This window comes from Loigolactobacillus iwatensis (genome assembly GCF_003950295.1).
Classification (GTDB): domain Bacteria; phylum Bacillota; class Bacilli; order Lactobacillales; family Lactobacillaceae; genus Loigolactobacillus; species Loigolactobacillus iwatensis.
In genome coordinates this window covers 1-25,656 of record NZ_RHNP01000043.1, presented here as the reverse complement: position 1 = coordinate 25,656, position 25,656 = coordinate 1, and the positions used below count along the sequence as shown (strand labels likewise).

The window sequence follows — 25,656 nt, the reverse complement described above, 5'->3', positions numbered from 1 at the left end:
AACAAAAAAACAGTGTTAGAAGTTGCTTAACTTCTAACACTGTAAAATTGGCTATCAACAGGATTTGACAGAGAGCCTTTTTTATTCCCACTCAATCGTCGCCGGCGGCTTGGAGGTAATGTCGTACACTACGCGGTTGACGTGGTCGACTTCGTTAACGATTCGGACGGAAATCTTTTGCAAGATGTCCCAGGGAATGCGTGCGAAGTCGGCGGTCATGCCGTCAATCGAGTTGACGGCACGAATACCAACTGTGTAATCATAAGTACGACCATCACCCATAACACCAACACTGCGAATACCTGGTAAAACGGTGAAGTACTGCCAGATATCACGCATCATGCCAGCCTTTTGAATCTCATCTCGTAAGATGAAGTCACTGTCGCGCACGATGTTGAGTTTGTCTTCGGTAATGGCACCGATAACTCGAATTCCGAGGCCAGGGCCAGGGAATGGCTGTCGCCAAACAAGTTCTTCCGGCATGCCTAATTTTTCACCTAAATCACGTGCTTCATCCTTGAACAAAGTCCGTAATGGTTCAATCAACTGGAAGTGCATGTCCTTTGGCAAACCACCAACGTTATGGTGCGATTTAATTGTTTGCGCAGTATCAGTACCACTCTCGATAACGTCGGTATACAGTGTCCCTTGGGCAAGAAAATCAATTCCCTTAAGCTTAATTGCTTCGTCGTTAAAGACCTGAATAAATTCGTTACCAATGATCTTGCGTTTCTTTTCAGGATCGGATACACCGGTTAATTTATCTAAGAAACGCTTTTGCGCGTCAACTTTAATGATATTTAAACCGAATTTACCTTCAAGACTAGCCATGACTTGATCAGCTTCGCCCTTTCGTAGTAAACCATGGTCAACGAAAATACTCGTCAACTGAGTTCCAATTGCTTTGTGGAGTAAAACACCTACAACGGAGCTATCGACCCCACCGGAAAGCCCAAGTAAGACCTTACGATCACCTACTTGTTCCCGGATTTTTTGAATTTGTAAATCAATGAAATCGTTCATTGACCAGTTGGCCTTAGCACCACAAACGTCAAAAGCAAAGTGCCGCAAAATGTCATTACCATACTCGGTATTTTGAACTTCCGTGTGGAACTGCAGACCATAGAATTTCCGCTTATCATCAGCAATCGCCGCGATTGGACAGTTCTTGCTAGTTGCAGTTTGTTTGAAACCATCTGGTACCTTTGTCACTAAATCACCGTGACTCATCCAAACGTATTGATCAGTTGGTAAATCCTTGAATAATACAGCGGTTGGATCAGTAACCTGAATATCAGCACGACCGTACTCACGATTGTTAGCTGGTTCAACGTCGCCACCAGGCAGAATATCTGCCATTAACTGCATGCCATAACAGATTCCTAAAACCGGAATACCTAGATTAAAGATTTCTGGATCAACTCGAAAAGCGTCCTTATCGTAGACACTGTTTGGTCCACCAGAAAAAATAATACCCTTTGGTGCCATTGCTTTGATTTCCGCAGCCGTCAGTTTATGCGATAACAATTCAGAATAAATCCCGAATTCACGAATTCGCCGAGTAATCAATTGATTGTACTGGCTCCCAAAGTCGAGGACGATGATCTTATCAAAATTTTGCATGTCCGTCGTTGCCAAATAATTCACCTCATTCATTTGATGTAAGTAACTTAAACGTACCTAAAAAGACGAATTCCTGCATTCAGTCTGTGAACACCTTCTTAAGCACTTTCTTTTCATAAATATTTTCAATAAACTCATTTTACTGATTGTCGTCCATTCGGTCAACCTTTCAAAGCCGCTTTTCATCTAATTATTAGCTACCCGATCAAAAAATACGAATTTATAGCGTTAAGTGTATTTAAAAACTACTTTTATTCGTATTTTTCTGGCCAAACAGTTACTAACCTCAAAATTTACGAAAATAAACGTGATCAATCTTATGGTTGTTTGTTTTATGCAAAATAACGTCCGCGCGATTCCGGGTTGGTAAAATGTATTCCTTTAAGTTCGGTAAATCATTGGTCTCCCAAACGTGACGGGCCATTTTCAAAGCAGCCGCGCGATCACCAACCGCATAAGAATAATAATAATTTGTCGGATCAGTGAAGGCTGTATCTAGCAACACTTTAAAACGATCCAAGTACCATTTTTCAATCAGATTCGGTTCTGCATCAACGTAGACTGAAATGTCAAAGAAATCACTAACATAAACCAACTGATTACTTGGTAACTGCAAGACGTTAATCCCTTCCACAATTAAAATATCCGGTGAATCAATTACATCATATTCGTTAGGAATCACATCGTAAATTTGGTGCGAATACTTTGGTGCCTTCACAGGGCCCTTATTATTTTTAACGTCGGTTAAAAAATTAATTAGCCGCTGCATATCATAACTTTCTGGAAAGCCTTTGCGCTCCAAAATTTTTCGTTGCTTCAACTCCGCATTAGGGTACAAGAAACCATCGGTAGTAATATTTTGAATTCGTTTTGTTGGGTAAGCCCGGGTTAACAGAATCTCTAGTAAGCGCGCCGTGGTGCTCTTGCCCACCGCCACACTACCTGCAATACCAACGATAAATGGTGTTTTATGCGCGCGCACTCGCAAAAAATTCGTGCGATCATGCTGTTGCGCTTGATATTGATCATAGTAAACATGAATCAAATGGCGTAATGGCAAATAAATCTCCCGTACGTCTTCTAGCGATATTTGATCGTTTAATGATTTGGCTTGGTCCAGTTCGGCTTGGGTAAGCGGTGCCATTCCATTACGATAGAAACGGCGCCATTCATCCCGACTGATCCGGTAGTAATTCATCTCATCTTGCAATTTAATCCCCCACCACATCCATGATGCCTCTATTTTAGCATATCTCTGAAATTTTACCGGAGTTTTTTAATGCTTGTTTGGAAAAGCGGTTAGATTCCGCAATTGTGGATTATGACTAGCTTCGCTGACGATGTCGATCGGACTAAGATGAACCAAAGTCCGAATCACAGCCTAAATCGCTAATAATCTTGATGCTACGAACGATGACCATTCTTGTGGCAAAAGGGAGGACACAGTTATAAAGTCCATAACTGCCTGCGACTCAGTTCGTCTCAGTCAACGCAAGAAACATGGCTCTTAGAATTAGCCTAAGCACGGTCCCACTAGATTAGTCAGGTAAATCACTGGCAAAATTAATTTCAGAGCACGACCTAGATCATCAACTAGCTCGTCCCCTTTAATGATCGTCGCCCAACCACAAGAATCTAGCTGCTAAACACGCAGCAATTATTTTTGCAAAACAGCACCTCAACAAATCCTTCATTCAACACTGAGATCTAGTTGTTGTGCTAGTTCACTACTCTCGCGTTGTGCCTTCAAATTAGCAGCTCGCCGTTGCTTGTAAGCAGCGCAAACTAATTTTTCTTCACGGCTTTCTGGCCTTAAAGTGGGCAACACTGCCTGTTTATCTAAAGCAACAAAAGTCAAAAAAGCCGTTGCACCAAGGTAACGTTCATCATTTAATGCATCCTCACCAATAACCTTGGCAAAAACTTCTAGAGAGCGACTACCAGCACCGCTAACGTAGGTTTGAACCGTGACAATTTGGCCAACTTGAAAAGCCTGCCTAAATTCAAAATGATCTACAGCCGCTGTCATTACCGCAGTATTCGCAAACCGTAACGCGCTAATAGAGGCTACATTATCGACCAACGCCATTAAATGCCCGCCATGCAAAGTTTGCAGCGGATTCAAATCTTGATACAATATGTGATGTGCTTGTAATGCGGTTGAGGCCGCACACGTTTTTATTTGTTGTTTCATAATTATTTTATCCTTTACACGGAAATATTTAAACAAAAGTATAGCACAAGGCCGCCCGTTATTTGTCCTGGGAGTGGGACAAAAGTCGGTTTTGGGTTCACTGCGTAGCGTAAGCCAATCCAATAACCGCAGTTAGGCACGTGAACACAGACTTTTGGCACGCGTTCTAGAGTATCGTGCGGAAACAATGAGAACCAAACTTTCGTCCCACTCCCTTACTAAAATACTCTTAGTGGCAATAAGCACACTTTTAAGGAGACAAAACATGGCAGAAATTATTCTTTTTGGTGACAGTATTCTAGCCGGCTTTAATCACGGTTGGACGTATCCGGTAATTACTAAGACGATCCAACAAGCTTTTCCCAACGACCACGTTTTTAATGCATCCGTTCCTGGGGACACTACTGAAGACGCTCTTAATCGGGTTACGGCACACGTCTTAAGTCGTAAACCGGCCGCCGTCGTCCTCTTTTTCGGTGCCAATGATTTATCGCAAATTCTGGGTATTAGTCCCCAAGCTTACCGGCAAAATCTAACGCAATTAATCAAACAAATTGGAGCTTCCAAACTAATTATAATTGGTCCACCAATGATCGATGAAAGTTTAAATCCTGATCGCCCGAGCCACCGTATCACCCAGTACAACCAAATTGCCAGCGATGTTTCAAAAAAGGCCCAGGTTGATTTTATTAATCTAAGTGCTGCCATGCAGGCTCAAGCGAAACCACTACACCAAGACGATGGTCTTCACTTTAATTCTGCCGGCAATCAATTGCTATGCTCCCTAATTACCGAACATTTACGCCAACGACTAATGAGAAATTAGTCGCATTGTCCCGCTAAATAGCGTAGACTGGTGGATATGATTGTACTCTAAAATGATGAAAGAAGTGAAATAGATGAAGATTGCTGTTGTAACTGATAGTGCATCCTACTTAACCGAACAACAAGCAAGCGAAAATAATATAACGGTCGTCCCAATTACCGTTATTTTCGGAAAAACTACTTACAAAGAAAATGTCGATCTTACAACTAAACAATTTTATGATATGTTACAAACACATAAGGAACTACCTAGTACAGCTCAGATTTCCATGGGCCAAATTCAGGCCGTATATGATGACCTAGCAGAACAAGGTTATGATGCCGTTATCAGCATTCACCTGTCCAGTGGTATTACCAGCTTTATTCCTAATTTAGAGGCTTACTTACCGAATATTACTAACATAAAAGTTTATCCTTTTGATTCATTATTGACCACCGCGGCGGAAGGCAACATGGCTTTATTAGCCGCTAATTTGGCCAAGGCTGGTAAATCCGTTGACGAAATTTTTACGGCTTTAAAAACATTACGTGATAGTCAACGGGTTGACTTTATTGTTGCCGATCTTAGCCATTTAGTTCGCACTGGCCGTCTAAGCAACGCCTCGGCCATTGTTGGTAACATGTTACGCATCAAGCCAATACTAAACTTTGACAAACAAGGAAAGATTGTCGCGGTTGCTAAAGAGCGTACTTCCAGGCGTGCCTTTAACCACGTTAAACGTGAAATCACTGATTACATTAATCAAGTTGATTATCCCGTTCGAATTGACGTCATTGACGGCGATAATGCGGCCGAAAGTGAAAATTGGGTTAATGATTTTCAAGCTAGTTACCCCCAGGCTGCCATTGATACTAGCACTTTGGGACCAGTACTTGGGGTTCATGCTGGTCGAAAAGTCATGGGCGCTGTTTGGGCTCGTGACTGGAAGAGCCTACTATAAGACTTGGTGATGACTGGTTTCTGATCGTAACTAACAAAAAATTCACCTATTAAATGCGTTCTAATTTTTAACTAATAACTAGCAAAAAAGCAGCGTACTCGTTTAAAACCAGATTAATTGGCTAAACGAGTACGCTGCTTTTCTATTTTCTATAAATAAGTTTAACTGGTCTAGATCGTGCTTGCTAGTATCGCCCTAGCCAATTCAGCGTAAACCTGTTTAAAAAAACAGATTCCGGTTATAGCTAATCCGCAATTGCAAAGTAGAATCTAACCGCTTTTTTAAACACCCTTTTTATCAACTGTATATCGTTCTTGCGGCACATCATTCAACAATGGTGAAACCGTTTTTTCAGCCATTAGCGTTAAATGATGCATTGCCCGCGAAGCAATTGTATACAATAATTGCCGTTCGTCGTCATTCCCGTAATTGGCCGCTGTGACTTGCCAAGCAATAATCGCGTCAAATTCTAACCCTTTGGCCAAGTAGGATGGGACAATGATTGTTCCCGCCGCCAAACGTTGATTCTCAGAACGAATCAGCGTCACTGGCACTTTTTGATCATGCATTATCGTGTAAAGTGCCTCACTATCCTGCCGGGTCTTCGTAATGATTGCCGTAGTTTGGCCGGCCTCATTGTTAACCGTTAGCTGCTGCTTTAATGCGGCTACTAAGTCGCTAGTCGTTGGTCGTACAACCAGATTAGGAATTGGACCCTCACGATTAAAGGCAGTAACTTTCTCACCATTTTTCAACAGTGCCTTAGTAAAATTCGTAATCTGTTCAGTAGAACGATAGGATTGAGTTAACTGAATAACCCGCGTATCTTCCTTTTCAAACATCGTTCCCAATTCTTTAAGCAAGCTATGGCTACTTTCTTGAGTGAAAATGGCTTGATTCAAGTCACCTAATAGTGTGAACCGAGCTCGTGGAAAACTAGTTTTCAAAAAGCCTAATTCATAAGGTGTATAATCTTGAATTTCGTCAATAAATAAATAGCGAATATCCCGATCACCGTGTTTACCAGTTATTAAATCGTACATGTAAAGGTAAGGTGTCACGTCATCCATTGCTAACTTTTTCTGGCGCAAGCGGTCTAAAACTTGGTTAACGTCCAACTGCCATTCTTCTTCGCTAATGTTAAACTGTTTTAGATCTAGATATTTCGGTACTTGGCGTAGAAAGTCAATGTACTGACCCTTAATATTTAAAAAATGATTACGACTAATTCCCCGGCGAACACTTTCAAAGGCGGCCGTTACAACACGCCGGGCTAAGAAACTAAATTCCTTGTCACCATTCTCAAAATTATGCGGATGATCACCATACCACTTATTAATTCCCTCTGAATCAAGGCTTTCAATAAATTCACTAACCCATTTGGATCGCATTTCCGAATTAATTCGGCGGCCTAAATAACGTAATAAATTTTCCTTTGTGGCGGTTAATCGATTACCTAAATGATAGTTTTCATTGTATTTATAATAAGTTTTTTCAATTCGATCTTTATCGATAAAAACTTCATTACGCAATTTCACATCCCGAAAGTGCATATCCGCCTTTTCCAAATGTTCGGCGTACTTCTGGGTTGCTTCAAGAAATGCCAAACTGGATTTTAAGCGGCTGACCTTCTTGTCAACGTGATTTTCGTGCTTTTCAAATTGAGTGAATAGATCCTCCACCTCAATATTGGGCAAACGCCGGGCAGCATACTGATGATACGTTAACTGCACCATGTTTTGTTCACCTAATTCAGGTAAAACGTTAGAAATATAGTCATTAAATAACTGATTGGGCGAAAACATAATCACTTGACTAGATTTTAAATTCCCCCGGTACCGGTATAACAGATACGCAACGCGCTGCATAATTGCTGACGTTTTCCCGGAACCAGCAGCACCTTGAACAAATAACAGTTTAGCCGAAGTATCACGGATAATCTGGTTTTGCTCCCGCTGAATTGTGGTCACAATACTCTTCATCTTAGTGTCAGATTGTTCACCCAGTACTTCCATCAACATTTGATCGCCGATGGTCTCCTGGGTATCGAACATGGTTTTAATCTGCCCATTTTCAATCAAAAATTGTCGTTTTAAACTTACGTTAACAGCCTGTTCACCGTCTGGCGTTTGGTAGGTCACTCGGCCAAGATTACCATCATAATAAATCGACGAAATTGGTGCCCGCCAATCATAAATTAGAAAGTGGTCTGTAGAATCGGTAAAGGAACCTAACCCAATGTATATCGTTTCTGCCGCCTTGGCCTTATCTTCCTGAAAATCAATCCGCGCAAAATAAGGCGTCTTATCCAAACGCTGTAAAACATCCAGTTGCTGTGCTGAATGCTGCCAACTATTATTCCGCTCATTCAGCATTTGCTGTTGCTGCCTGATCGATAGGGCAGTATCCATCATGCCTTCATAAGAGCCAGTATTTAGCTTCACATCATTATTAAAGTTATCGTTGATGGATTGTTCATCACTTTTAGCTTCACTGATCTTCTTAGTCAATTCACTTTCAGTTGACTTAATTTTGGCTACAACATCATCTACTCGTGCTTGTTCCTTTTGCTTCTCAGTCACTGATGCACTGCCTCCTTATGAACACTAAACTTAAGTTATTTGGATATTCAATTTTAGCACTTTCCGCGGCTTCATACAATCAGTGCGAACTGAAACTACGGTAGTGATCGCATATCAGTCAATTAGTAACTATCTTAAATACCTACAACTTATCTGCCTGCGGGTTCTCTTTTCTAACGTTGTTTGAATCACCTAATTGTTAAACAGTATGCGACCTCGTTTAAGTACAACTGTTAGTTATAAATTTTTGTTTAAATCATTCCTATTTTTTACGTTTGTCGTTGCACCATTTGCTATAAACAGTGTACTCTAGAATTAATGTTGTTGATAAGGAGGGATGACTTGCTGCACACATTAGTTTACGGTTTAACTCACCTGGAGTCTGTCCTATTGCCGCTTTTTCAATATTTCGGTCATTACAGTTACGCCATTTTATTCTTAATGATTTTTATTGAAACTGGCCTAGTCATCTTTCCTTTTTTACCTGGCGAATCAGTTATTTTTATTAGCAGTACTTTAGCAGCACGTAATGGATTCTTTCTTGATATTCAATTACTCTTTTTAACTTTCTTCTTTGCTGCATTAATTGGTGACACCGTTAATTTTGAAATTGGCCGTCACCTAGGACGTTTAAAGTTTATCAAGCGTCATATTAAAGATAAACAACTTGAACACGCTTCTGCTTTTTTTATTCGGCATGGTGGTAAAACGGTGATTTTCGGCCGCTTTGTTCCCATGATTCGAACCTTTATCCCGTTGATTGCGGGTATGTTCAAAATGAGCTACCGGCGCTTTATCCTTTATAACTTTCTCGGTGTTTTAATTTGGGTATCCAGCGGTTCATTTTTAGGGTATTATCTTGGCAGTCTACCTCTGGTTCAAAATCATTTTTCACTAATCTTATTGAGCGTTGTTGCTGTTGCCTTGGTTCCTGGTTGCACAATTGGTATTTGTAATCTCATAAAAAAGCACCACATTAAAAGAATAGATGATTAGGTAAAGTTGGGCAGTACTTTTCATTTTATTACGAAGAAAAATAGTTAGAACTTTTAAACAGGCGGTCGAGACAAATTTCTATTTTTGTTTCGGCCGCCTTTATGACCTCAACTATTTTACTAGTGTTCACTAAAGGGAGTCATTCAAGGAAGATGTTCATCCTTTAGCCATTCATTTTTTATTTGTGCTGTTTTTCGCTAAAATGTTATGATAAAAACAAAAAGAGGCGTAAAGCAATGGCACAACTATCACTACTGATCGTATTACTGGCTGCATTAATGACACCATTATTCATGGCACGCTTTAAAATCACGTTAGTGCCAACAGCTGTGGCCGAAATTATTGTTGGCATTATTTTAGGCAAAAGTTTCTTGAATCTAGTTCATTTTACGGAAAACTTGCGGGAACTATCTAGCCTAGGGGTGATTATTCTTATCTTTCTTTCTGGGATGGAAATCGACTTCAATTTATTTCGACCGCAAAAACCAATTGGCAACGCTCAACCTGCAAAGTGGACTCCAGTCAAATTGGCCGTTTGTGCTTACACGGGTATTGTCATTACTTCTGCACTTTTAGGCTGGCTACTTCATTTAACTGGCCTATTCAACGATATTTTATTGGCCACCATTATTTTCTCTACCATCGCTTTAGGCGTGGTTATCGCTGCCTTGACTGAAAAAGAACTACTAAGCAAGTCATTTGGCCAAACGGTTTTGCTCACTGCCGCGTTAGGCGAAATTGTACCATTACTCGCATTAACCGCCTACGCTTCAATTAACGGCGGCCAATCTAAAAGCTTGTGGCTAGTTCTTTTAATTTTTTTTGCCGCAATTTTTCTACTATTACGTTTTCGCGGTATTTACCAATTCTTTTCACGAATTGACAAATCAACAACTCAATTAGATATTCGGTTAGCATTTTTCCTCATCTTCACGTTAGTCACGATTGCGGAAAGAGTCGGCGCCGAAAATATTTTAGGGGCCTTCTTGGCCGGTATTGTTATGAAACTACTACAGCCTAGTGATGCAACTCGTGACAAGCTAACCTCAATTGGCTACGGCTTTTTCATTCCGATCTTCTTTATTACTACCGGGGTAAAATTAGATTTGCCAAAACTATTATCAGACCGGCAATCACTAGTTTTAATCCCAGTCTTTTTTGCTTGCTTCATGCTTGCTAAGATTATTCCGGTCTTTTTCTATCGCCAACGGTACACCACCAAAAATGCTTGGGCTGGCGGCTTCCTCGCCTCCACCACAATTACGGTTGTGATTCCAACTTTAACCGTTGCACAAAACTTACACGCAATCACAAGTCAACAAGCAGGTGCCTTCATCTTGGCCGCTGTCATTACTTGTATCTTCTCACCAATTATTTTCAACAAACTTTACGCACCAGAAAAAGAAGATTTGGTTAAAACACGCGTGACCTTTATCGGCACCAATCTACTAACCATTCCGGTGGCGCAACAATTGTCTAAGGGTTGGTATGACATTAAAATGTTCACCACGATACCAAAGAATTATCACACGTATAACAGTGAGGCCAACGTTGAGCTTCTTCCTGACCTGGATGAACAGACGCTGCTTGACGCTGATGTTTTCAACACTGATATCATGGTTTTAGGTTATTTTGACTATAACTTGAACTTTCGAACTGCTCAGGCAGCTAGCAAACACAATGTCCCTCGAATTATTGCTCGGTTTGAAGAAAAAAACGTTGCGGATAATAAGGACGAGATTTTAAGTCAACAAGGCATTGAATTATTTAATTCCTTTGACGTTAATATTAGTTTGCTTCGTGGAATGATTGAATCACCATCCACGTTGAAACTGCTAACCGACACTTCTGCTGGCCTTTATGAGGTAGCGGTCCAAAATCGGCGCTACGCAGGAATGGAATTGCAAAATCTACCGTTTATTAATAGTATTACGATCAGTCGAATTTATCGTAATGGCCTATTTATCGCCCCCCACGGCGACACTTTTATAGAAAAGGGTGATCACTTGATTTTTACTGGCGATAAGGCGGATGTTCCAGAAATTCGGCATCAATTAAGTATCAAAAATTGATGTTCAGAAAAGTTGTAAAATTAACCTTAACGGGCTTACTATTATTGACGCTAGCTGGCTGTAGCTCATCAAACTCACAACAAACTAACCAGTCCAGTACTAATTCACCTGTTAAGCAAAGTCAACCACGGGATATTTTCACAGCAAAAATAAGCCTGACACAAGCAGTTAAACTATTCAAACAAAAACAACCTAACGCCACCTTACTACAAGCCACTTTGCAGCAAGAGCACGGGGTTTATACTTACCACTTGATTGGGCGAATCCACCAACACTTCATTAAAATGACAGTTAATGCTATGCGGCCAAACGTGATTAAAACCACCCACCAAGCAAGTTCGAGTACTTTAGCAAACGCCGAACCGCTAAGCCTAACAGGCGTCAAATCATTAAAAATAATGAGTACGATCGCACATAATCAGGTAAAGGATGGCAAATTATTGCGCTATACTTTAGGCAAGGCTAACAGCGTTACCTACTATGATCTGACGTTAAAAAGCCCCAGTGTTGGCACCGTGCAATTACGGCTAGATGCCAAAGCTGGCGACATTTTGCAACGAAATCAATTGCATTAAAAAAGTGTCTCAAAAGGCGCCTAGACGTTAAGAATTACTTACAATGTCAATCGGACTGGCATGGAACCAAAGTCCGAATTGCGGCCTAAACAGACGAGTCACCTTTAAAAAAGGTGACTCGTCTGTTTAGACTAACCTACCTTTTTAGACACGTTTGCGTCAAATCTGTTGAAAAACAATCATTAAACAAAACGCTTTTTCCAAACACTCTCTGACCTGATTCGCAATCGCGAGTCAGGCTTTTTTTGTGCAACCAAAAAGAGGCCGTGAAGTGAACCCCAGCCTCTTACCATTTCCGCGCATTACTCTAGAACGTGTGCCAAAAATCTGGGTTAGCTTACGTTACACAGTAAACCGAAAACCAACCTTGGTCCCACTCCCATCATTTTTAATTATAAATTTTTATCCATCGCAAAAGTTAATCTTGATAAGGCCGAATTCTTAATAACAAGCTCACCAAGAAAGGCCTGCGTCTTAGTCATCATTTGTCGCGTTATTGCCTCATTAGCCTGCGTTAGTGCAGTTGGACTAACTTCAATTGGTAACAGTTCACTTAAGTGATCAGTGGCCGCAACGTGCCGCAGCGCTATCCGTTCACTTTCGGCAAGAAAATCAGTTACCGCTGGTGCCAACTTTAAATAATGTGGTTCAACTAAGACTGCCAAAACACGGTACAGCCAGTAAGCGCTACTTAGCGTTACCTTAGCCGGTGTCTGACTGTACGCCTGCGGAATTACCGTACTGTTACTGTAAAAAGGAACATACGGACCAAAAGCGCTAATGCCAAAGGCTACCCATTGAATGGCCGCCAACGCTTTAGGCTTGTCCGCCCTAATTTGTAGGATGTGCGAATTTTGTGTTCGCGATAAGGAAATTGCGCGGTACCTTTCCCGGCTACTTTGATCCCCCGTTGTACCTAACGGATCATACTTTGTTCCATTATAGTGGGAACGCAAAACTTGTTGAACATCCGCTAAACTAAGTTGCTGGTCGGGGTACTGAACAAATGGCAAGTCAGTAGCTTCCGGTTGCTGCATCACTGTTGGTGTCAGTATTCGCTGCCCTTCCCAAACCCGCGGTAAATTATAGTGTGCGTCTTCTTGTGTTTGGGTCCCAAAAATCACACGGAAATTAAACGTTTCCGGTCGTGGATTTAAATGATTCGTCATTACAAAATTTTGTAACCCTGGTGCAGTAATAAAGTTTTCCCAATCGTCAAAATTAATCTCTTGAATTGCCAATTGGTTGGCCACAACTGCATAAGCGTTGCTAGGAATTCGTTGCGCTACCCACTGATGTCCAGTAGCAATTTCCATATACCAAACTTCACTGGCATCACTGAAAAGTACGCCATTAGTTTCGGCCGCGCCAGATTGAGTGACAATTTGGCCCAGGCGTTCAACACCAGCCCGGGCGGATTTGACGAATGGTAAAACCCCACTGACCATTGCGTCTTCTGCAATCCCATTATCAACTAATGGATCCGCCGCCAACACTTGGTCATTAGCGTAAGCACTCTCCGTGGCGCTCATTGCGACGTTAATGCTATTGATCCCTGACTCTTCGTATAATCCCGCACTAGCATCCCGATCAGGTGTTGCCGTATAGCGCAGTGCTGGGCCGTTAAGTAACAGCCTAAATCCATTATTGGCTGATACAAAACACTCAGAATGATAGTCTTTGGCCGCACGAATAATTAGTCGCTTAGGAGCTATTGCAACGTAATTATCTTCATTACGGGCGATTATTGTGGAGCCATCAATTGTTGCATCTTTACCTATCAAAATCGAAGTACATGCTGCATGTGTCATTCGTTTATTCATCCGTTCGCCTCACTAAAAAATACTGTTCCAAAGGTTCTTAACCCAACTAACAAATCGTTGCCACCAGCTAGAATTTTGGGCATTCTGCAAAACACCACCCACTTTATTTAAAGTACTATTAATACTCGACTTAGCTTTGTCCAACTGATTCATACTAGATTTATCTAATACACCAGAAGTTGATTGGTATTTTTGAGCCAAATTAACAATCTTTGTAATGTTTGTCTGGCTAATTTTACCTTCTAAATGATTATCTTTAATCGAATTATTAACAATCGTAGTAATCTGGGTCGTGTTGGCCGTTTTACCTTCGTTCTTCAAATCTGCCAACTGTTGCTTGATATCAGTTAACACGTTAGCTAATTGAAGCTTAATTTTTGTCGTATCGGATTTATTCTCGCTACTACTTTGATTAGGATTTTGCTGTTCATTTTCCTGGGCCGCATCTTGAGCAACGTCATTCGTTGTTTCCAATTCCTGTTGGCCTAAGGCAGCCCGGGTTGGATCAACTTTTTCACCATTAACATCAAAGGCCTTATAAATCCCAGTCAAGGCGCTTTCCCCGGTCACCGGTTTAACACTTGCCACTTCAATGGTTGCATCCTTAATTCCCGCGGTGATCAACGGATTTTTATATTCATCGGCCGTGATCTGCGTAATATCACTTGGTGTATCAATTTTTACAGTAATACCGTGGCCACTGTCCTCACGAGTAACGAGGACCGAGGAAATCATTACACTAGTATCACCGGAACCAGAACCGAGGTAATGAACAAGATCTTGCCCAGTTACGCTTTCAGTCGTTACTTGATCTGATGAAATGTTCATGATCTGCATTGTTTGCTGCACCTGATCCTGCGTGAGACCACCACCATAAATGAACGTTGGTTTCCCCCAGCGTTCGTTGACTACCGAGCTTGAACTAGTGGTGGTCGTATCATCCGCCTGCACTGTACTGCTACGCCATAAGAATAACCCACCAACAAGAAGTGTAGCGACACCTAACCATTGCTGCCATTTTTTACTCATAACTTCTTACTCCTTCTATAACTTAATTTAATCCCGTTCCCTTACCTTTCATTATACCTGAAATTGACTTGTAAGCCGATAGCTTAGTGATCTCTTAAGTACTTTTAAAAAAACTTAGACAGTGTGCATCGATTTCTGTAATTGGCCGTCTCTTTTTCCTTCGCTTACGATTGTGCTAAGATAGACATATTATATAGAGGAATTAGGTGATAGTATGGCAGAAAATGGAACACACATTATTACATTGGAGAACGGTTACCACCTTTGGACCCACACTGATGGTACCGGCGACATCAAGCTTCTCACACTTCACGGTGGCCCTGGTGGCAATCACGAATATTACGAGAACTTCGCAGATAAATTAGCCCCAATCGGCGTGCAGGTTTCAATGTACGATCAGCTTGGTTCGTGGTACTCTGACCAACCTGATTTTAGTAAAAAAGAAAATCGCGATCGTTTTTTGACTTACGATTATTATTTGGATGAAGTAGAAGAAGTTCGCCAAAAATTAGGTCTAGATAATTTCTATCTAATTGGCCAATCTTGGGGTGGCGCCTTGACTATGCTTTACGCATTAAAGTACGGTCAACACTTAAAGGGTGCTATCATCTCTAGTATGGTAGATAACATTGATGAATACGTCACGCACATTAACCAAGTACGTGAAGAGGCCTTATCTGCTGATGCCGTTGCTTACATGCAAGATTGCGAAAACCGCAATGACCTCGACAATGAACGCTATCAAGGTTACGTTGATATTCTCAATAAGGGTTACGTTGACCGTAAACAGCCACCGGCAATTAGCCACTTGATTGATACAACAGCAACGCCCGTCTACAATGATTTTCAAGGTAATAATGAATTCGTTGTGACTGGTAAGCTAAAGTCGTGGGATATTCGCGATCAAATTAAAAATATCAAGGTTCCGACGCTATTAACCTTTGGTGAACACGAAACAATGCCATTAACAACAGCAAAACGAATGGCAGAACAAATTCCTAATGCTCGTTTAGTGACAACCCCTAATGGTGGTCACCACCACATGATCGATAACGCGCCAGTTTACTTCGAACACCTGACGCAGTTCATTCAAGATGTCGAAGCTGGTACTTTTAAACCTTAATTAAAAATAGCGCGAAAAAGTAATTGCTGCTTTTCGCGCTATTTTAGACATTTTATTTAATCTGGAGGTTAACGTAATATGAAAAATTTGACGGTCTACCTTGTACGCCACGGCCAAACTTACTATAATCGCTACAATCGCATGCAAGGTTGGGCGGACTCACCATTAACTGAACAAGGCATCCAAGACGCCGAAAATACGGGCAGTCGCTTAGCACAACTCAAATTTGCCCGGGCATATTGTAGTGATACCGGCCGTGCACGTAATACGGCCCGCCTTATTTTAAAGGCCAATAAATCTTCTTCAATAACCGAACCCGAAGAAACGACCTATTTTCGCGAACAGTTCTACGGCTATTTTGAGGGTGCCAACTCTTCAGAAACTTGGTACATGGCCGGTTATCCGCACGGCTGTAAAAACTTTGCCGAAATTATTACGAACTATTCGATTGATGCTTCAAAGGATTTTATGAAGGAAGCTGATCCTTTTCACGACGCCGAAAACAGCACTGAATATTGGCATCGTCTTTTAAAGGGCATTGCTAAAATCCACGAAGAAAATCAAACGGACACTAACGTTTTGCTGGTCAGTCATGGGACCACAATTCGCAGCATTGTTGGCAAATACGGCACCAACCAATTTGATTTAACTAAAAGTCCATTAAACGGTAGTGTCACCAAGTTACGCTTAAGCGATACAAATATTGCGGTTGATTACTATAATCGAATTGAGGGCCAACTTTAGATTAATAAATATCAAAGGAGTGCACCAAGAGTCGGTTTTGGGTTCACTGCGTAGCCCGGCTAATTCAATAGCCATAGTAAGTTTATTGAATTAGTTGTAGTTAAGCACGTGAGCCAGACTTTTGGCGCAAATTCCAGAGTAAAATTCGAAAAAAACAAGCGGCCAAGACAAAAGTCTTGGCCGCTTGTTTTTTCAAATATTATCACCAAAATGTGTTCCACAAGGTAACATTTGCGTGCCTTTAATCGCTTGAGGCTTTTCTTGCCGCTAAAATTACGGCCGCAGTTTCCTCAACTGAACGTACGGTTGTATCAATGGGTTCTATTTTTAGCTGCGCAAATAGCCGATCGGCGTACTGTAATTCCGACTTAATTTGTTCTAAATCTGTATATTGATTGGCCTTAGCTAATCCCATACCAGCCATTCGTGTTTGGCGGACAGACTGCAACCGTTTGGGATCAATTGTTAAACCAACTAATTTTTCCTTTGGCCAGCTAAGAAGATCTTCTGGCAGTGGTGTGCCTGGAATTAACGGTAGATTTGCTACCTTTAATCGTTGATTTGCCAAATATAAGCTAACTGGTGTTTTTGCTGTGCGCGAAACGCCTAATAAAATTAAATCGGCCTTCAAAAAGCTTTGTAACTGCTGTCCATCATCATGAGCAACGGCAAAATCAACTGCGGCAACCTTCTTTAAATAATCTTGATTAATTGCGTGCCGAATACCAGGCTTACGAATAGGTTGTTCTTGCGTTAACCCAGCTAATTTAGTCATTAAGGGAGTCATGTAATCAACCAGCGTCATCTGGTGAGTAGTTGTAAAGTCCGTCACCCACTGAACAAGTTTCGGATCTACTAGTGTTATTGCAATAAGTGCTTTTTCGGTTGCTGCCTCGCGCATAATTGGTTCAAGCTCGTCAATTTCCGTTACAAACGGAAATATCTTAATTGTCGCTTCTACCGCCGGATACTGCAGCAAAGTTGCCTGAATAGCTCGTTGTGCCGTTTCACCTACTGAATCCGAAATGACGTAAATTTTGACTTGCTGTTTTGTCATCTAGCTTACTCCCATCTATCAACTAATCTAAGGCTAATCGTTTGAAAACTTAATTCTAGTGACACCTTTAGACCAAACTGGCTATTTTTTGAAATAGTTTAGCCTAAAAGGTAGCTCCTAATCATACTTTTCGTGTTCAATTTTCATTCCAACTTCCACAAAATACTGCATTATTTTGGTCTTAGTAACTTTGCCGACAACCTTTTTGCTCTGCTCAGCCAATACAGGTAGTGAATCAACTTGGTGCGACATGAGCAAATAACCTGCATCCAAAATTCGATCCTCGGCCGTAATTGTTGTGATATTTGGCATGCGGGTCATAATCATCGACGCAAAGATTTGCGTTAAATCCTGCGTATTCAATGTAGCACGCAGGAGATCCTTTCGTGAAATAACCCCTAACAATTGTTGCTCATCGTCGGCAACATAGAGCGAACCAATATCGTACATGAACAGCGTTGTGACCGCATCCTGTAGTGTTGTTGTCGGTTTAATCAAAACTGGCGTCAACATCACCGTTGCCACCGGCACTTCATACAATGTCTCAAAAGTTAACGGATTAGCGTGTTGGCCAGAATAAAAATACCCCACTTTTGGTTTAGCATCTAGCATTCCTGTCATCGTTAAAATTGATAAATCATTTCGCAGAGTCGGCCGCGTTAAGTTAAGGTGCTGGGCAATCTTATTACCGCTAATCGGTTGTTCATTTTTAACAATCTCAATAATTTCCCGTTGCCTTTTTGTAAATTCCACGCTAATTGCCGCCTTATCTTAATTTCACTACTGTCAGTATAACTGATTAAAGCGTGACTTAAAAGGCGGGTGGGTGCGGCAAAATATACTTTTACCGTACTCGCCCGCCTTTTAAATTACTCGCGCAATAAGATATTAATGGGTCGTTGGTGTTACCTTAGCAAAACTTGGTTGGTGCCGGCGATTAATTGCTGCCTGCGCACTAGCTAAGACGGCAACGGGAACACGATATGGTGAACACGAAACGTAGTCAATTCCAATCGCATCAAAGAATTTAATTGATTCAGGATCACCACCGAGTTCACCACAAACACCAATTGGTAATGAACGTTTTTCTTTACGGCCACCATTAACCGCCATTTTCATTAAGGCGCCCACACCTTCTTGATCAAGTGATTTAAATGGATCAGCCGGTAACAGGCCCTTTTCAATATAATCAGGTAAGAAGCTTCCACTATCATCTCGTGAGAAACCGTAAGTTAGCTGGGTTAAATCATTAGTCCCAAAACTAAAGAAATCGGCCTCTTGCGCAATTTGATCGGCAACTAGACAAGCACGCGGCATTTCAATCATAGTTCCAATCTGATAATGAAGCGGTTGTTTTGTTGTCGCAAATACTTCATTAAGCTTGGCCACTAAACGATCCTTAACCCAACGCATTTCAACTAGCGAACCAATTAATGGAATCATGATGTGCGGTTTAACGTTTATTCCCTCGGCCCGAACCTGCAACGCCGCATTAGCAATCGCGGTGACCTGCATTTCATAAATGTCAGGGTAAGTAACGGCCAAACGACAGCCGCGGTGACCAAGCATCGGGTTAACTTCCTTTAATTCAGCAACTCGATTACGTAATTTATCTACCGAGACATTCATGGCAGTAGCAACTTCCTTTAATTCTACTTCATCATGGGGCAAGAACTCGTGTAATGGTGGATCCAGTAAACGAATCGTCACATTCTTACCCTCGGCTAAACGATACAAAGCAACAAAGTCTTTTTGCTGCATTTCACGCAATTTATTTAATGGGTCAATTCGATCATCAGCCGTTCGGGCAATGATTAATCGGCGCATCTGGAATAATCGTTCGGACTTAAAGAACATGTGCTCAGTTCGTGTCAATCCAATTCCCTTGGCTCCAAATCGTAAGGCTTGTTCAAAATCGGCCGGTGTATCAGCATTAGCAAAAACATCAACGTTACCATTTTTCTGCGCCCACTGCAGAAACTTTTGTAAATTAGGATCTTGTGCTGCCTTTGTTGTGCTTAAAATACCGGCATATAATTTACCAGTTGTTCCATCGACAGATAAATTATCACCTTCATGAAAAGTTTGTTCACCAATTTTAACTGACTTGTCGGATTCAATTGTAATTGCTGCACAACCAACAACACCACATTTGCCCATTCCCCGAGCGACAACGGCTGCGTGGGAAGTCATGCCACCACGACTTGTCACAATTGCTTCACTAACAACCATTCCTTCAATGTCTTCCGGAGAAGTATCTTGCCGAACAAGAACAACTTTATGACCTGCTTCGTGTGCTGCCTTAGCCGAAGCCGCCGTAAAGTAAATCTGACCACTAGCAGCCCCTGGACTTGCAGGTAGGCCCTTAGCAAGTTCAGCCTTGCCCTTTAAATCGTCGGCCGCAAATTCTGGATGTAGCAGTTGCGTAATTTGTTCAGGATCAACTCGCATCAATGCTTCTGCTTCACTAATCTTGCCTTCTTCAACTAGGTCAACGGCAATCTGAACAGCAGCCTTAGGCGTCCGCTTACCATTTCGTGTTTGTAAGAAATAGAGCTTACCATGTTCAATTGTAAATTCAACATCTTGCATATCACGGTAATGATTTTCTAATTCTTGCACACTATCAACGAATTGTTGGTAAATTTCTGGATCTGAATCGGCCAACTCATGAATTGGTTGTGGCGTCCGTAAACCAGAAACAACATCTTCACCTTGTGCATTTTTTAAGAATTCACCAAATAGCTTGGCCTCCCCAGTAACTGGATTACGCGTAAAAGCTACGCCAGTACCACTATCTGGGCCGCTATTACCAAAGGCCATCATTTGAACATTAACGGCCGTACCAAGGGTTTCGGGAATACCGTGTAACTTACGGTAGACTTTGGCCCGATTATTCTGCCAAGATGAAAAGACGGCGTCAACGGCCAGTTGAAGTTGCTCATGTGGATTCTGTGGAAAAACCTTATGCTCAGTAGCTGCATATAGTGTCTTAAATTGTTGTGCCAATTGTTTTAAATCGGCAGTTGTCAATTCTAAATCTGATTGATAATGTTTAGCCTGTTTAAGTTTCGTTATTTCATTATCAAAGGTTTTTTCTGGAATTCCAAAGACAACATTGCCAAACATTTGTAGTAAACGACGATAACAGTCCCAAGCAAAACGTTCGTTATTAGTCTGCTTGGCCAATCCAAGTACCGTTTGATCATTTAGTCCAAGATTCAGGATTGTATCCATCATACCTGGCATCGAAATAGCAGCACCACTACGGACAGAAACCAATAATGGATTAGCCGTATTATCAAATAACTTACCGGTTTGTTCTTCTAAATGTTGTAACGCGTCTTTCAATTCTTCTTTTAATTGTGACGTCATATTATTATTATTTGTCTGATATTGGTGACATGCATCAGTTGTGACGGTGAAACCACTAGGTACTGGTAAACCAAGTCCAGTCATTTCAGCTAAGTTCGCGCCTTTACCACCAAGTAAAGCCCGCATATCACGATTACCTTCTGCAAAGAAATAAATTTGTTTCATAATGGACACCTCTATTAGTTTTATAGTACGTCATTAAATATATATGACATACTATAAAAATGCAAGCCCTTTCAGTAAGAAACTAATTTCAGCTCCACTTTTATGATGGCTATTTTACTGTATTAGCGGCCTTTTCAACACAAAAATAGCCTGATTTAATTTAACTTTTAAAAGCTAATTTAAACCAAGCTATTCATTTCAAGGATCATATAATGTATTAGTACGTCACTATTGTAGATGATGATAATTAATAACGACACTAAATATTAGCGGCGTACTTCTACTTCAAACTAATAAAACAGCGCGCTATTCCATTAGTTAGGAATACGAAAAGGCCCTGCAGTTAACTTAGTGATCATTAACAAACCATCGCCTAAAGGTAATAAGCTGGCCTGCAATTGTTCTTCCCTAAAAACATAGTCCAGTAATAAATTTAATTTTCGGTGAATGGCATGATCACGATGTCGAATTGTCTTTGGTGAGGCCAAAATTGTGCCACCCTGTAAAATATCATCAATCAGTATGACCCCACCTTGTTTAACCAAACGAAGGCAATCAGATAAAAAGTCTAAATACTTTGCCTTAGCGCTATCCATGAAAACAACATCGTAAACTCCCGTTAGGCTAGGTAAAATTGTGGCGGCATCACCTGCTAATTGAGTCACCTGTTCACTAATATTTAACAGCTCAAAGTTGGCCTTTGCACGTTCTTGCATCGTTGGAAAACGATCAATTGTCGTCACGTGGCCATTTTTAGGCATTGCGGTCAACATTAGGGCCGCCGAAAAACCAATTGCCGTCCCAATTTCTAAAACCTTTTGCGGTTGTAGTGCTTTAAATAGCGTGCGGATAAAAGTCGCTGTTTCCGCCGGAATAATTGGAATCCCTTTTTCCCGTGCCATTGCTTCTATATCGCCTAATCGTCCCGTTAACGGCATTTGGCCGCGGCGTAAATAGGCCAAAACTTCCTGATCAATCACTGGACGGTGCATCATTTCATTAAGCATTATTTCTCCTTTTAATGTGAAAATTCACATATTTATTGTGTTAATGACTGGCTTTTTATGCTATGATTATCCAGTACAAAATGAGAAAGTTTTAATTTTGGAGGAATCATATTATGTTATTGGAATCATTAGTTCAGCCTAAGGCTCAGCTAACTACCGTTGAAGAGTCAGCAACGCTTGAAGAGGCACTTGAAACTCTCGAAAATTCAAACTTTCGCTGCGTGCCTGTTTTAGATGAATCAGGTAAGATTTTCCGTGGAAATATTTATAAAATGCACATTTATCGTCATAAATCACGTGGCGGAGACATGAGTTTACCTGTAACTCATTTACTGAAAAATGCAACTAAGTACATTAATTTAGATGCTCCGTTTTTTAAAGTCTTTTTTACAATTAAGGATTTACCTTACATAGCCGTTTTGAATGAACACGGCTATTTTTACGGTATTTTAACGCATAACCATTTACTAGGTATGCTCTCTCAATCTTGGAACGTTAAGGTTGGTAGTTACGTGATCACGGTCACCTCTCCAGATGGACGCGGTGAATTAACTGACATGTCACGGATTATCACGCGCTACGTCTCCATCGCCAACTGCCTAACACTGGACGCCACAGAAGGTGATTTAGTTCGGCGGACGCTTTTTACTTTACCTGAAGGCACTTCTGAAACCACGCTGCAAAAAATTATTGACCACTTACAGCGAAAGGGATTTGAAGTAATAGAAGTTGAAAATCTTCAAACTGAATAGCTAATAAACATCAAAAAGTTGGGTACGTTGGCCAACTTTTTTTATTTAGAGAATACTGCAAAAAACCGTTCATTTTACTCCGTAATTAAAAGTTACAACTAACTAAGATTATTGATTAGAATATTAGTTTGACAATACTCAAGTTAACTTCTTGGCGGAAAGTTTACAATAAGTCTTTAAACCGTCCCAATCTCCCATTCAGCAAAAACATGATGTCACACAAACCTTTAATTTCACCAAAAAAATACGAGTCAAAAAGCTACCGCACAACAAGTTAACTTCAGCAATTCAATTGCTCGATCCTTCGCTGAATTAAACTATGCCGCTAAAAGTAACCCTTTTGCCTCGCTCTAAAAATAAATAATAGCAATTTAAATACTTTTAAGACCAACGCTTACCGCAACTGCACTATCAACCTTGGCCATTAAATCATCAGCCAAATGTGCTACCTTATCGCGCAGGCGCTGTTTATCAATTGTTCTAATTTGTTCTAACAAAATTACTGAATCTTTTTCAATACCAGTCTGTTTAGCCGTTATACCTACATGCGTGGGCATTTTGGGCTTTTGGATCTTGGCAGTAATCGCCGCAACAATGACTGTTGGGCTGTAATGATTACCAATATTATTTTGAACCACTAATACTGGTCGCATTCCACCCTGTTCTGAACCAACAACTGGTGAAAGATCTGCATAAAAAATATCCCCGCGTTTTACAACTGGATCCATAGATGCCTCCCGACGACACTCCTAACGGATGAGCTGATCCGCCTCACATTCGCACGGACTGAATTCACGCGCAATCTCTGCGTTTAAATGTCCCATCTCAATATAGCCGTTGATGAGAGTGTCAAGTTTCTGTTGGTGGATTTTGAAGAATTCCATCATAGCACCATTTACTAAGTCATTTTCATCCACCGAATAATATTCACAGTATGCGTCAATTTTTTTCTTCGTTTGTTCATCAAACGCAACGAACTCTTTGGTCTTTAATTCCATCGTCATGACCTCCATCACATTAGTTCACGGGATATTCATCATATCTTCATAATCTTAACATGTTTTAGGAGACATTTAAATGGGCATAAGGTTACAGCAATATTACGTTTTAATTCTGGTACGTTCTTGGTACCCTTGTTGCGAAACCGCAAGCAATTTCGTAATGAATTGTTTCAGCGTAAGTAGCCACATCTTGTAATGTAATAGCGTGTAAACCATTTTGACCAACTAAAGTAACCTTGGTTCCCACTGCCAATTCTTTTGGCAAGCGCACCATTAATTGATCCATACAAACACGCCCCACAATTTCACAGTACTCACCGTTAATCAGAACGTGAAATCCTTGCATTCGCCGGGGCCAACCGTCGGCATAGCCAATTGGAATTGTTCCAATCCATTCATCTTTAGTCGCCTTATAGGTTGCACCATAACTGATACCATCACCAGCGTGTACTTGCTTGACAAAATTCAATGTAGATTCAAGCCGCAATGCTGGTTGCAGTGAATAAGGTGGCCTTAATTCGCCGCCAGAGGGATTCAATCCGTACATTGCGACGCCAAAACGAATGACATTACCGTTACAGGCCGCATGCCACAAACTCGTTGCCGAATTAGACACGTGGACGTAATGCGGCCGTTCTTTTAAACTTGCCATTAACGTATTGAATTTCTTGACTTGCCCTTCAAAATAAGCTGTATCCGCCTCATCAGCAGTTGCAAAGTGCGTAAAAATACCGGCCAAATTAAATTTACTGTGTTCAGTTATGTATGCCTCGGCCGCCTTAAGTTGGGCAGGTGTTTGAAACCCAATTCGGCCCATTCCTGTATCTAAAGCAAAATGAACTTGAAGTACTGTTTGATGTAATTCCGTTGCTGCTGTCTCCAGCCAAGCTAAAGAACCGACTGTTAATGAAATCTGCTGGCTAGCCGCCAATTCTGCTACTTGTGGCTCAGTAATACCCAATACCAAAATAGGTTCAGTAAATCCAGCCGCGCGCAGTGCTAACGCCTCATCAAGAATTGCCACACAAAAACCAGTTGCACCGGCGGCCCGGGCTACAGTAGCAACTTCTACCATGCCATGACCATACCCGTTAGCCTTTACGACCGCCCAAAGTTCAGTATCATCGTTTAAACGCTTCATTTCCTGCCGAATATTAGTCTTAATTGCTTGGCGATCGATCACTAATTTTGTCGGCCGGTGTGTTCCAATCACCATTATTCTAACCTCTTTTCTAAAACAACTTCGGTCATGACCAGCGTATCAGTATGCGAGATTGAAACAAACGCATTACCATCAAAAGGATTTAACGTAATTTCTGGCTTACCTATAGCATTATCTAAAATTTCAATATCTTGGAAACTGGTTTTTCCAATTCCCGATCCTAGGGCCTTACCAAAGGATTCTTTAGCAGAAAAACGGCCAGCTAAAAATTCCGCCTGACGTTTAGTCGAGAGCGTGTTAAAGATAACTTGTTCATTTGCCGTTAAAACACGCTGGACAAACCCTGGATTCTTTTGGCGGGCCGCCTTAATCCTTGCAATATCTGTGATGTCTACGCCAATTCCAAAAACCATAATTGCGCTCCTTATGTATAACATTAGTAACTTAGTAAATGATGGTTACTATTTATTCTACCAAATTTTTCAGTAAATAGTAGTAATAAGCAATGAGTTATAGCGAATTCTATGCATTAAAAAGAGGCTGTGACATAAGTCTCCAAAAATAAACGGTTCAACTGGAAACATTCGTGTTTTCAGTTGAACCGTTTTTA

The 25,656-nt window shown here is 41.1% G+C and carries 22 protein-coding genes; 8 read left to right on the top strand and 14 right to left on the bottom strand.

All coding sequences use genetic code 11. The features are described 5' to 3' along the window. Positions 1 to 81: 81 nt before the first annotated feature. The 3 genes from guaA to EKM98_RS10380 all read right to left on the bottom strand — a co-directional run bounded on the left by guaA (position 82) and on the right by EKM98_RS10380 (position 3,817). On the bottom strand, positions 82 to 1,638 hold the full coding sequence (gene guaA / locus EKM98_RS10390; protein ID WP_125982524.1) for a glutamine-hydrolyzing GMP synthase: 1,557 nt from the start codon (positions 1,636 to 1,638) through the stop codon (positions 82 to 84). 271 nt (positions 1,639 to 1,909) lie between these two features. Next, complete coding sequence (gene coaA, locus EKM98_RS10385) at positions 1,910 to 2,833, bottom strand: type I pantothenate kinase (protein ID WP_068226256.1); 924 nt, start codon at positions 2,831 to 2,833, stop codon at positions 1,910 to 1,912. Positions 2,834 to 3,313: 480 nt separating this feature from the next. After that, positions 3,314 to 3,817 carry an acyl-CoA thioesterase gene (locus EKM98_RS10380; protein ID WP_125982522.1) on the bottom strand — a complete coding sequence of 168 codons (504 nt, stop codon included), beginning with the start codon at positions 3,815 to 3,817 and terminating at the stop codon, positions 3,314 to 3,316. 265 nt (positions 3,818 to 4,082) lie between these two features. Here EKM98_RS10380 and EKM98_RS10375 point away from each other — a divergent pair, with 265 nt between their 5' ends. Together EKM98_RS10375 and EKM98_RS10370 are read left to right on the top strand one after the other, a co-directional pair. Then, on the top strand, positions 4,083 to 4,643 hold the full coding sequence (locus tag EKM98_RS10375) for an SGNH/GDSL hydrolase family protein (protein WP_164512699.1): 561 nt from the start codon (positions 4,083 to 4,085) through the stop codon (positions 4,641 to 4,643). A gap of 73 nt (positions 4,644 to 4,716) precedes the next feature. Beyond that, positions 4,717 to 5,583 carry a DegV family protein gene (locus EKM98_RS10370; protein WP_125982518.1) on the top strand — a complete coding sequence of 289 codons (867 nt, stop codon included), beginning with the start codon at positions 4,717 to 4,719 and terminating at the stop codon, positions 5,581 to 5,583. A 281-nt stretch (positions 5,584 to 5,864) separates the two neighbouring features. Here the strand turns inward: EKM98_RS10370 and helD are convergent, their stop codons facing one another. After that, on the bottom strand, positions 5,865 to 8,165 hold the full coding sequence (helD, locus tag EKM98_RS10365; RefSeq protein ID WP_125982516.1) for an RNA polymerase recycling motor HelD: 2,301 nt from the start codon (positions 8,163 to 8,165) through the stop codon (positions 5,865 to 5,867). Between the two features lie 342 nt (positions 8,166 to 8,507). Here helD and EKM98_RS10360 point away from each other — a divergent pair, with 342 nt between their 5' ends. The 3 genes from EKM98_RS10360 (at position 8,508) to EKM98_RS10350 (ending at position 11,808) form a co-directional block, all read left to right on the top strand. Then, a complete protein-coding gene (locus EKM98_RS10360; protein WP_164512698.1) occupies positions 8,508 to 9,161 on the top strand; it encodes a VTT domain-containing protein in 654 nt (217 codons plus the stop codon). A gap of 236 nt (positions 9,162 to 9,397) precedes the next feature. Next, on the top strand, positions 9,398 to 11,233 hold the full coding sequence (locus EKM98_RS10355; protein WP_125982512.1) for a cation:proton antiporter family protein: 1,836 nt from the start codon (positions 9,398 to 9,400) through the stop codon (positions 11,231 to 11,233). Continuing rightward, a complete protein-coding gene (locus tag EKM98_RS10350) occupies positions 11,233 to 11,808 on the top strand; it encodes a hypothetical protein (RefSeq protein ID WP_125982510.1) in 576 nt (191 codons plus the stop codon). Before EKM98_RS10355 ends, EKM98_RS10350 begins: the two co-directional genes overlap by 1 nt. Before the next feature lie 392 nt (positions 11,809 to 12,200). Here the strand turns inward: EKM98_RS10350 and EKM98_RS10345 are convergent, their stop codons facing one another. Together EKM98_RS10345 and EKM98_RS10340 are read right to left on the bottom strand one after the other, a co-directional pair. Continuing rightward, positions 12,201 to 13,631, bottom strand: a complete 1,431-nt coding sequence (locus EKM98_RS10345; RefSeq protein ID WP_125982508.1) for a C69 family dipeptidase — start codon at positions 13,629 to 13,631, stop codon at positions 12,201 to 12,203. A 12-nt stretch (positions 13,632 to 13,643) separates the two neighbouring features. Then, positions 13,644 to 14,660: a DUF1002 domain-containing protein gene (locus EKM98_RS10340; protein ID WP_125982506.1), complete on the bottom strand. Its 1,017-nt coding sequence runs from the start codon at positions 14,658 to 14,660 to the stop codon at positions 13,644 to 13,646. 214 nt (positions 14,661 to 14,874) lie between these two features. Between EKM98_RS10340 and EKM98_RS10335 the strand changes: the two genes are divergently transcribed. Together EKM98_RS10335 and EKM98_RS10330 are read left to right on the top strand one after the other, a co-directional pair. Further along, the gene (locus EKM98_RS10335) at positions 14,875 to 15,783 is read left to right on the top strand and encodes a proline-specific peptidase family protein (RefSeq protein ID WP_125982504.1); all 909 of its coding nucleotides are present in this window, start codon (positions 14,875 to 14,877) and stop codon (positions 15,781 to 15,783) included. Between the two features lie 78 nt (positions 15,784 to 15,861). Beyond that, positions 15,862 to 16,527, top strand: a complete 666-nt coding sequence (locus EKM98_RS10330; protein ID WP_125982502.1) for a histidine phosphatase family protein — start codon at positions 15,862 to 15,864, stop codon at positions 16,525 to 16,527. A 241-nt stretch (positions 16,528 to 16,768) separates the two neighbouring features. Here EKM98_RS10330 and EKM98_RS10325 read toward each other — a convergent pair whose 3' ends face one another. From EKM98_RS10325 to EKM98_RS10310, 4 genes are all read right to left on the bottom strand, one after another. Then, positions 16,769 to 17,584, bottom strand: a complete 816-nt coding sequence (locus EKM98_RS10325) for a pyruvate, water dikinase regulatory protein (protein WP_125982500.1) — start codon at positions 17,582 to 17,584, stop codon at positions 16,769 to 16,771. 117 nt (positions 17,585 to 17,701) lie between these two features. Continuing rightward, positions 17,702 to 18,337, bottom strand: coding sequence for a helix-turn-helix transcriptional regulator (locus tag EKM98_RS10320; protein ID WP_125982498.1), 636 nt, complete (start codon positions 18,335 to 18,337; stop codon positions 17,702 to 17,704). Positions 18,338 to 18,472: 135 nt separating this feature from the next. Further along, positions 18,473 to 21,124, bottom strand: a complete 2,652-nt coding sequence (gene ppdK / locus EKM98_RS10315) for a pyruvate, phosphate dikinase (RefSeq protein ID WP_125982496.1) — start codon at positions 21,122 to 21,124, stop codon at positions 18,473 to 18,475. 314 nt (positions 21,125 to 21,438) lie between these two features. After that, positions 21,439 to 22,131, bottom strand: a complete 693-nt coding sequence (locus tag EKM98_RS10310) for an O-methyltransferase (RefSeq protein WP_125982494.1) — start codon at positions 22,129 to 22,131, stop codon at positions 21,439 to 21,441. A 113-nt stretch (positions 22,132 to 22,244) separates the two neighbouring features. On the opposite strand from EKM98_RS10310, the gene cbpA reads away from it, so the two are divergent. After that, positions 22,245 to 22,883, top strand: coding sequence for a cyclic di-AMP binding protein CbpA (cbpA, locus tag EKM98_RS10305; protein ID WP_125982492.1), 639 nt, complete (start codon positions 22,245 to 22,247; stop codon positions 22,881 to 22,883). Positions 22,884 to 23,254: 371 nt separating this feature from the next. On the opposite strand, the gene EKM98_RS10300 is transcribed toward cbpA, so the two are convergent. The 4 genes from EKM98_RS10300 to acpS all read right to left on the bottom strand — a co-directional run bounded on the left by EKM98_RS10300 (position 23,255) and on the right by acpS (position 25,459). Continuing rightward, the gene (locus tag EKM98_RS10300) at positions 23,255 to 23,611 is read right to left on the bottom strand and encodes a type II toxin-antitoxin system PemK/MazF family toxin (RefSeq protein WP_068281166.1); all 357 of its coding nucleotides are present in this window, start codon (positions 23,609 to 23,611) and stop codon (positions 23,255 to 23,257) included. Positions 23,612 to 23,632: 21 nt separating this feature from the next. Beyond that, positions 23,633 to 23,881, bottom strand: coding sequence for a hypothetical protein (locus EKM98_RS10295; protein ID WP_068225554.1), 249 nt, complete (start codon positions 23,879 to 23,881; stop codon positions 23,633 to 23,635). Between the two features lie 109 nt (positions 23,882 to 23,990). Continuing rightward, on the bottom strand, positions 23,991 to 25,100 hold the full coding sequence (gene alr / locus EKM98_RS10290; RefSeq protein ID WP_125982490.1) for an alanine racemase: 1,110 nt from the start codon (positions 25,098 to 25,100) through the stop codon (positions 23,991 to 23,993). Further along, complete coding sequence (acpS, locus tag EKM98_RS10285) at positions 25,100 to 25,459, bottom strand: holo-ACP synthase (protein ID WP_068281168.1); 360 nt, start codon at positions 25,457 to 25,459, stop codon at positions 25,100 to 25,102. The genes alr and acpS overlap by 1 nt, the downstream gene beginning before the upstream one ends. Between the last annotated feature and the right edge of the window lie 197 nt (positions 25,460 to 25,656).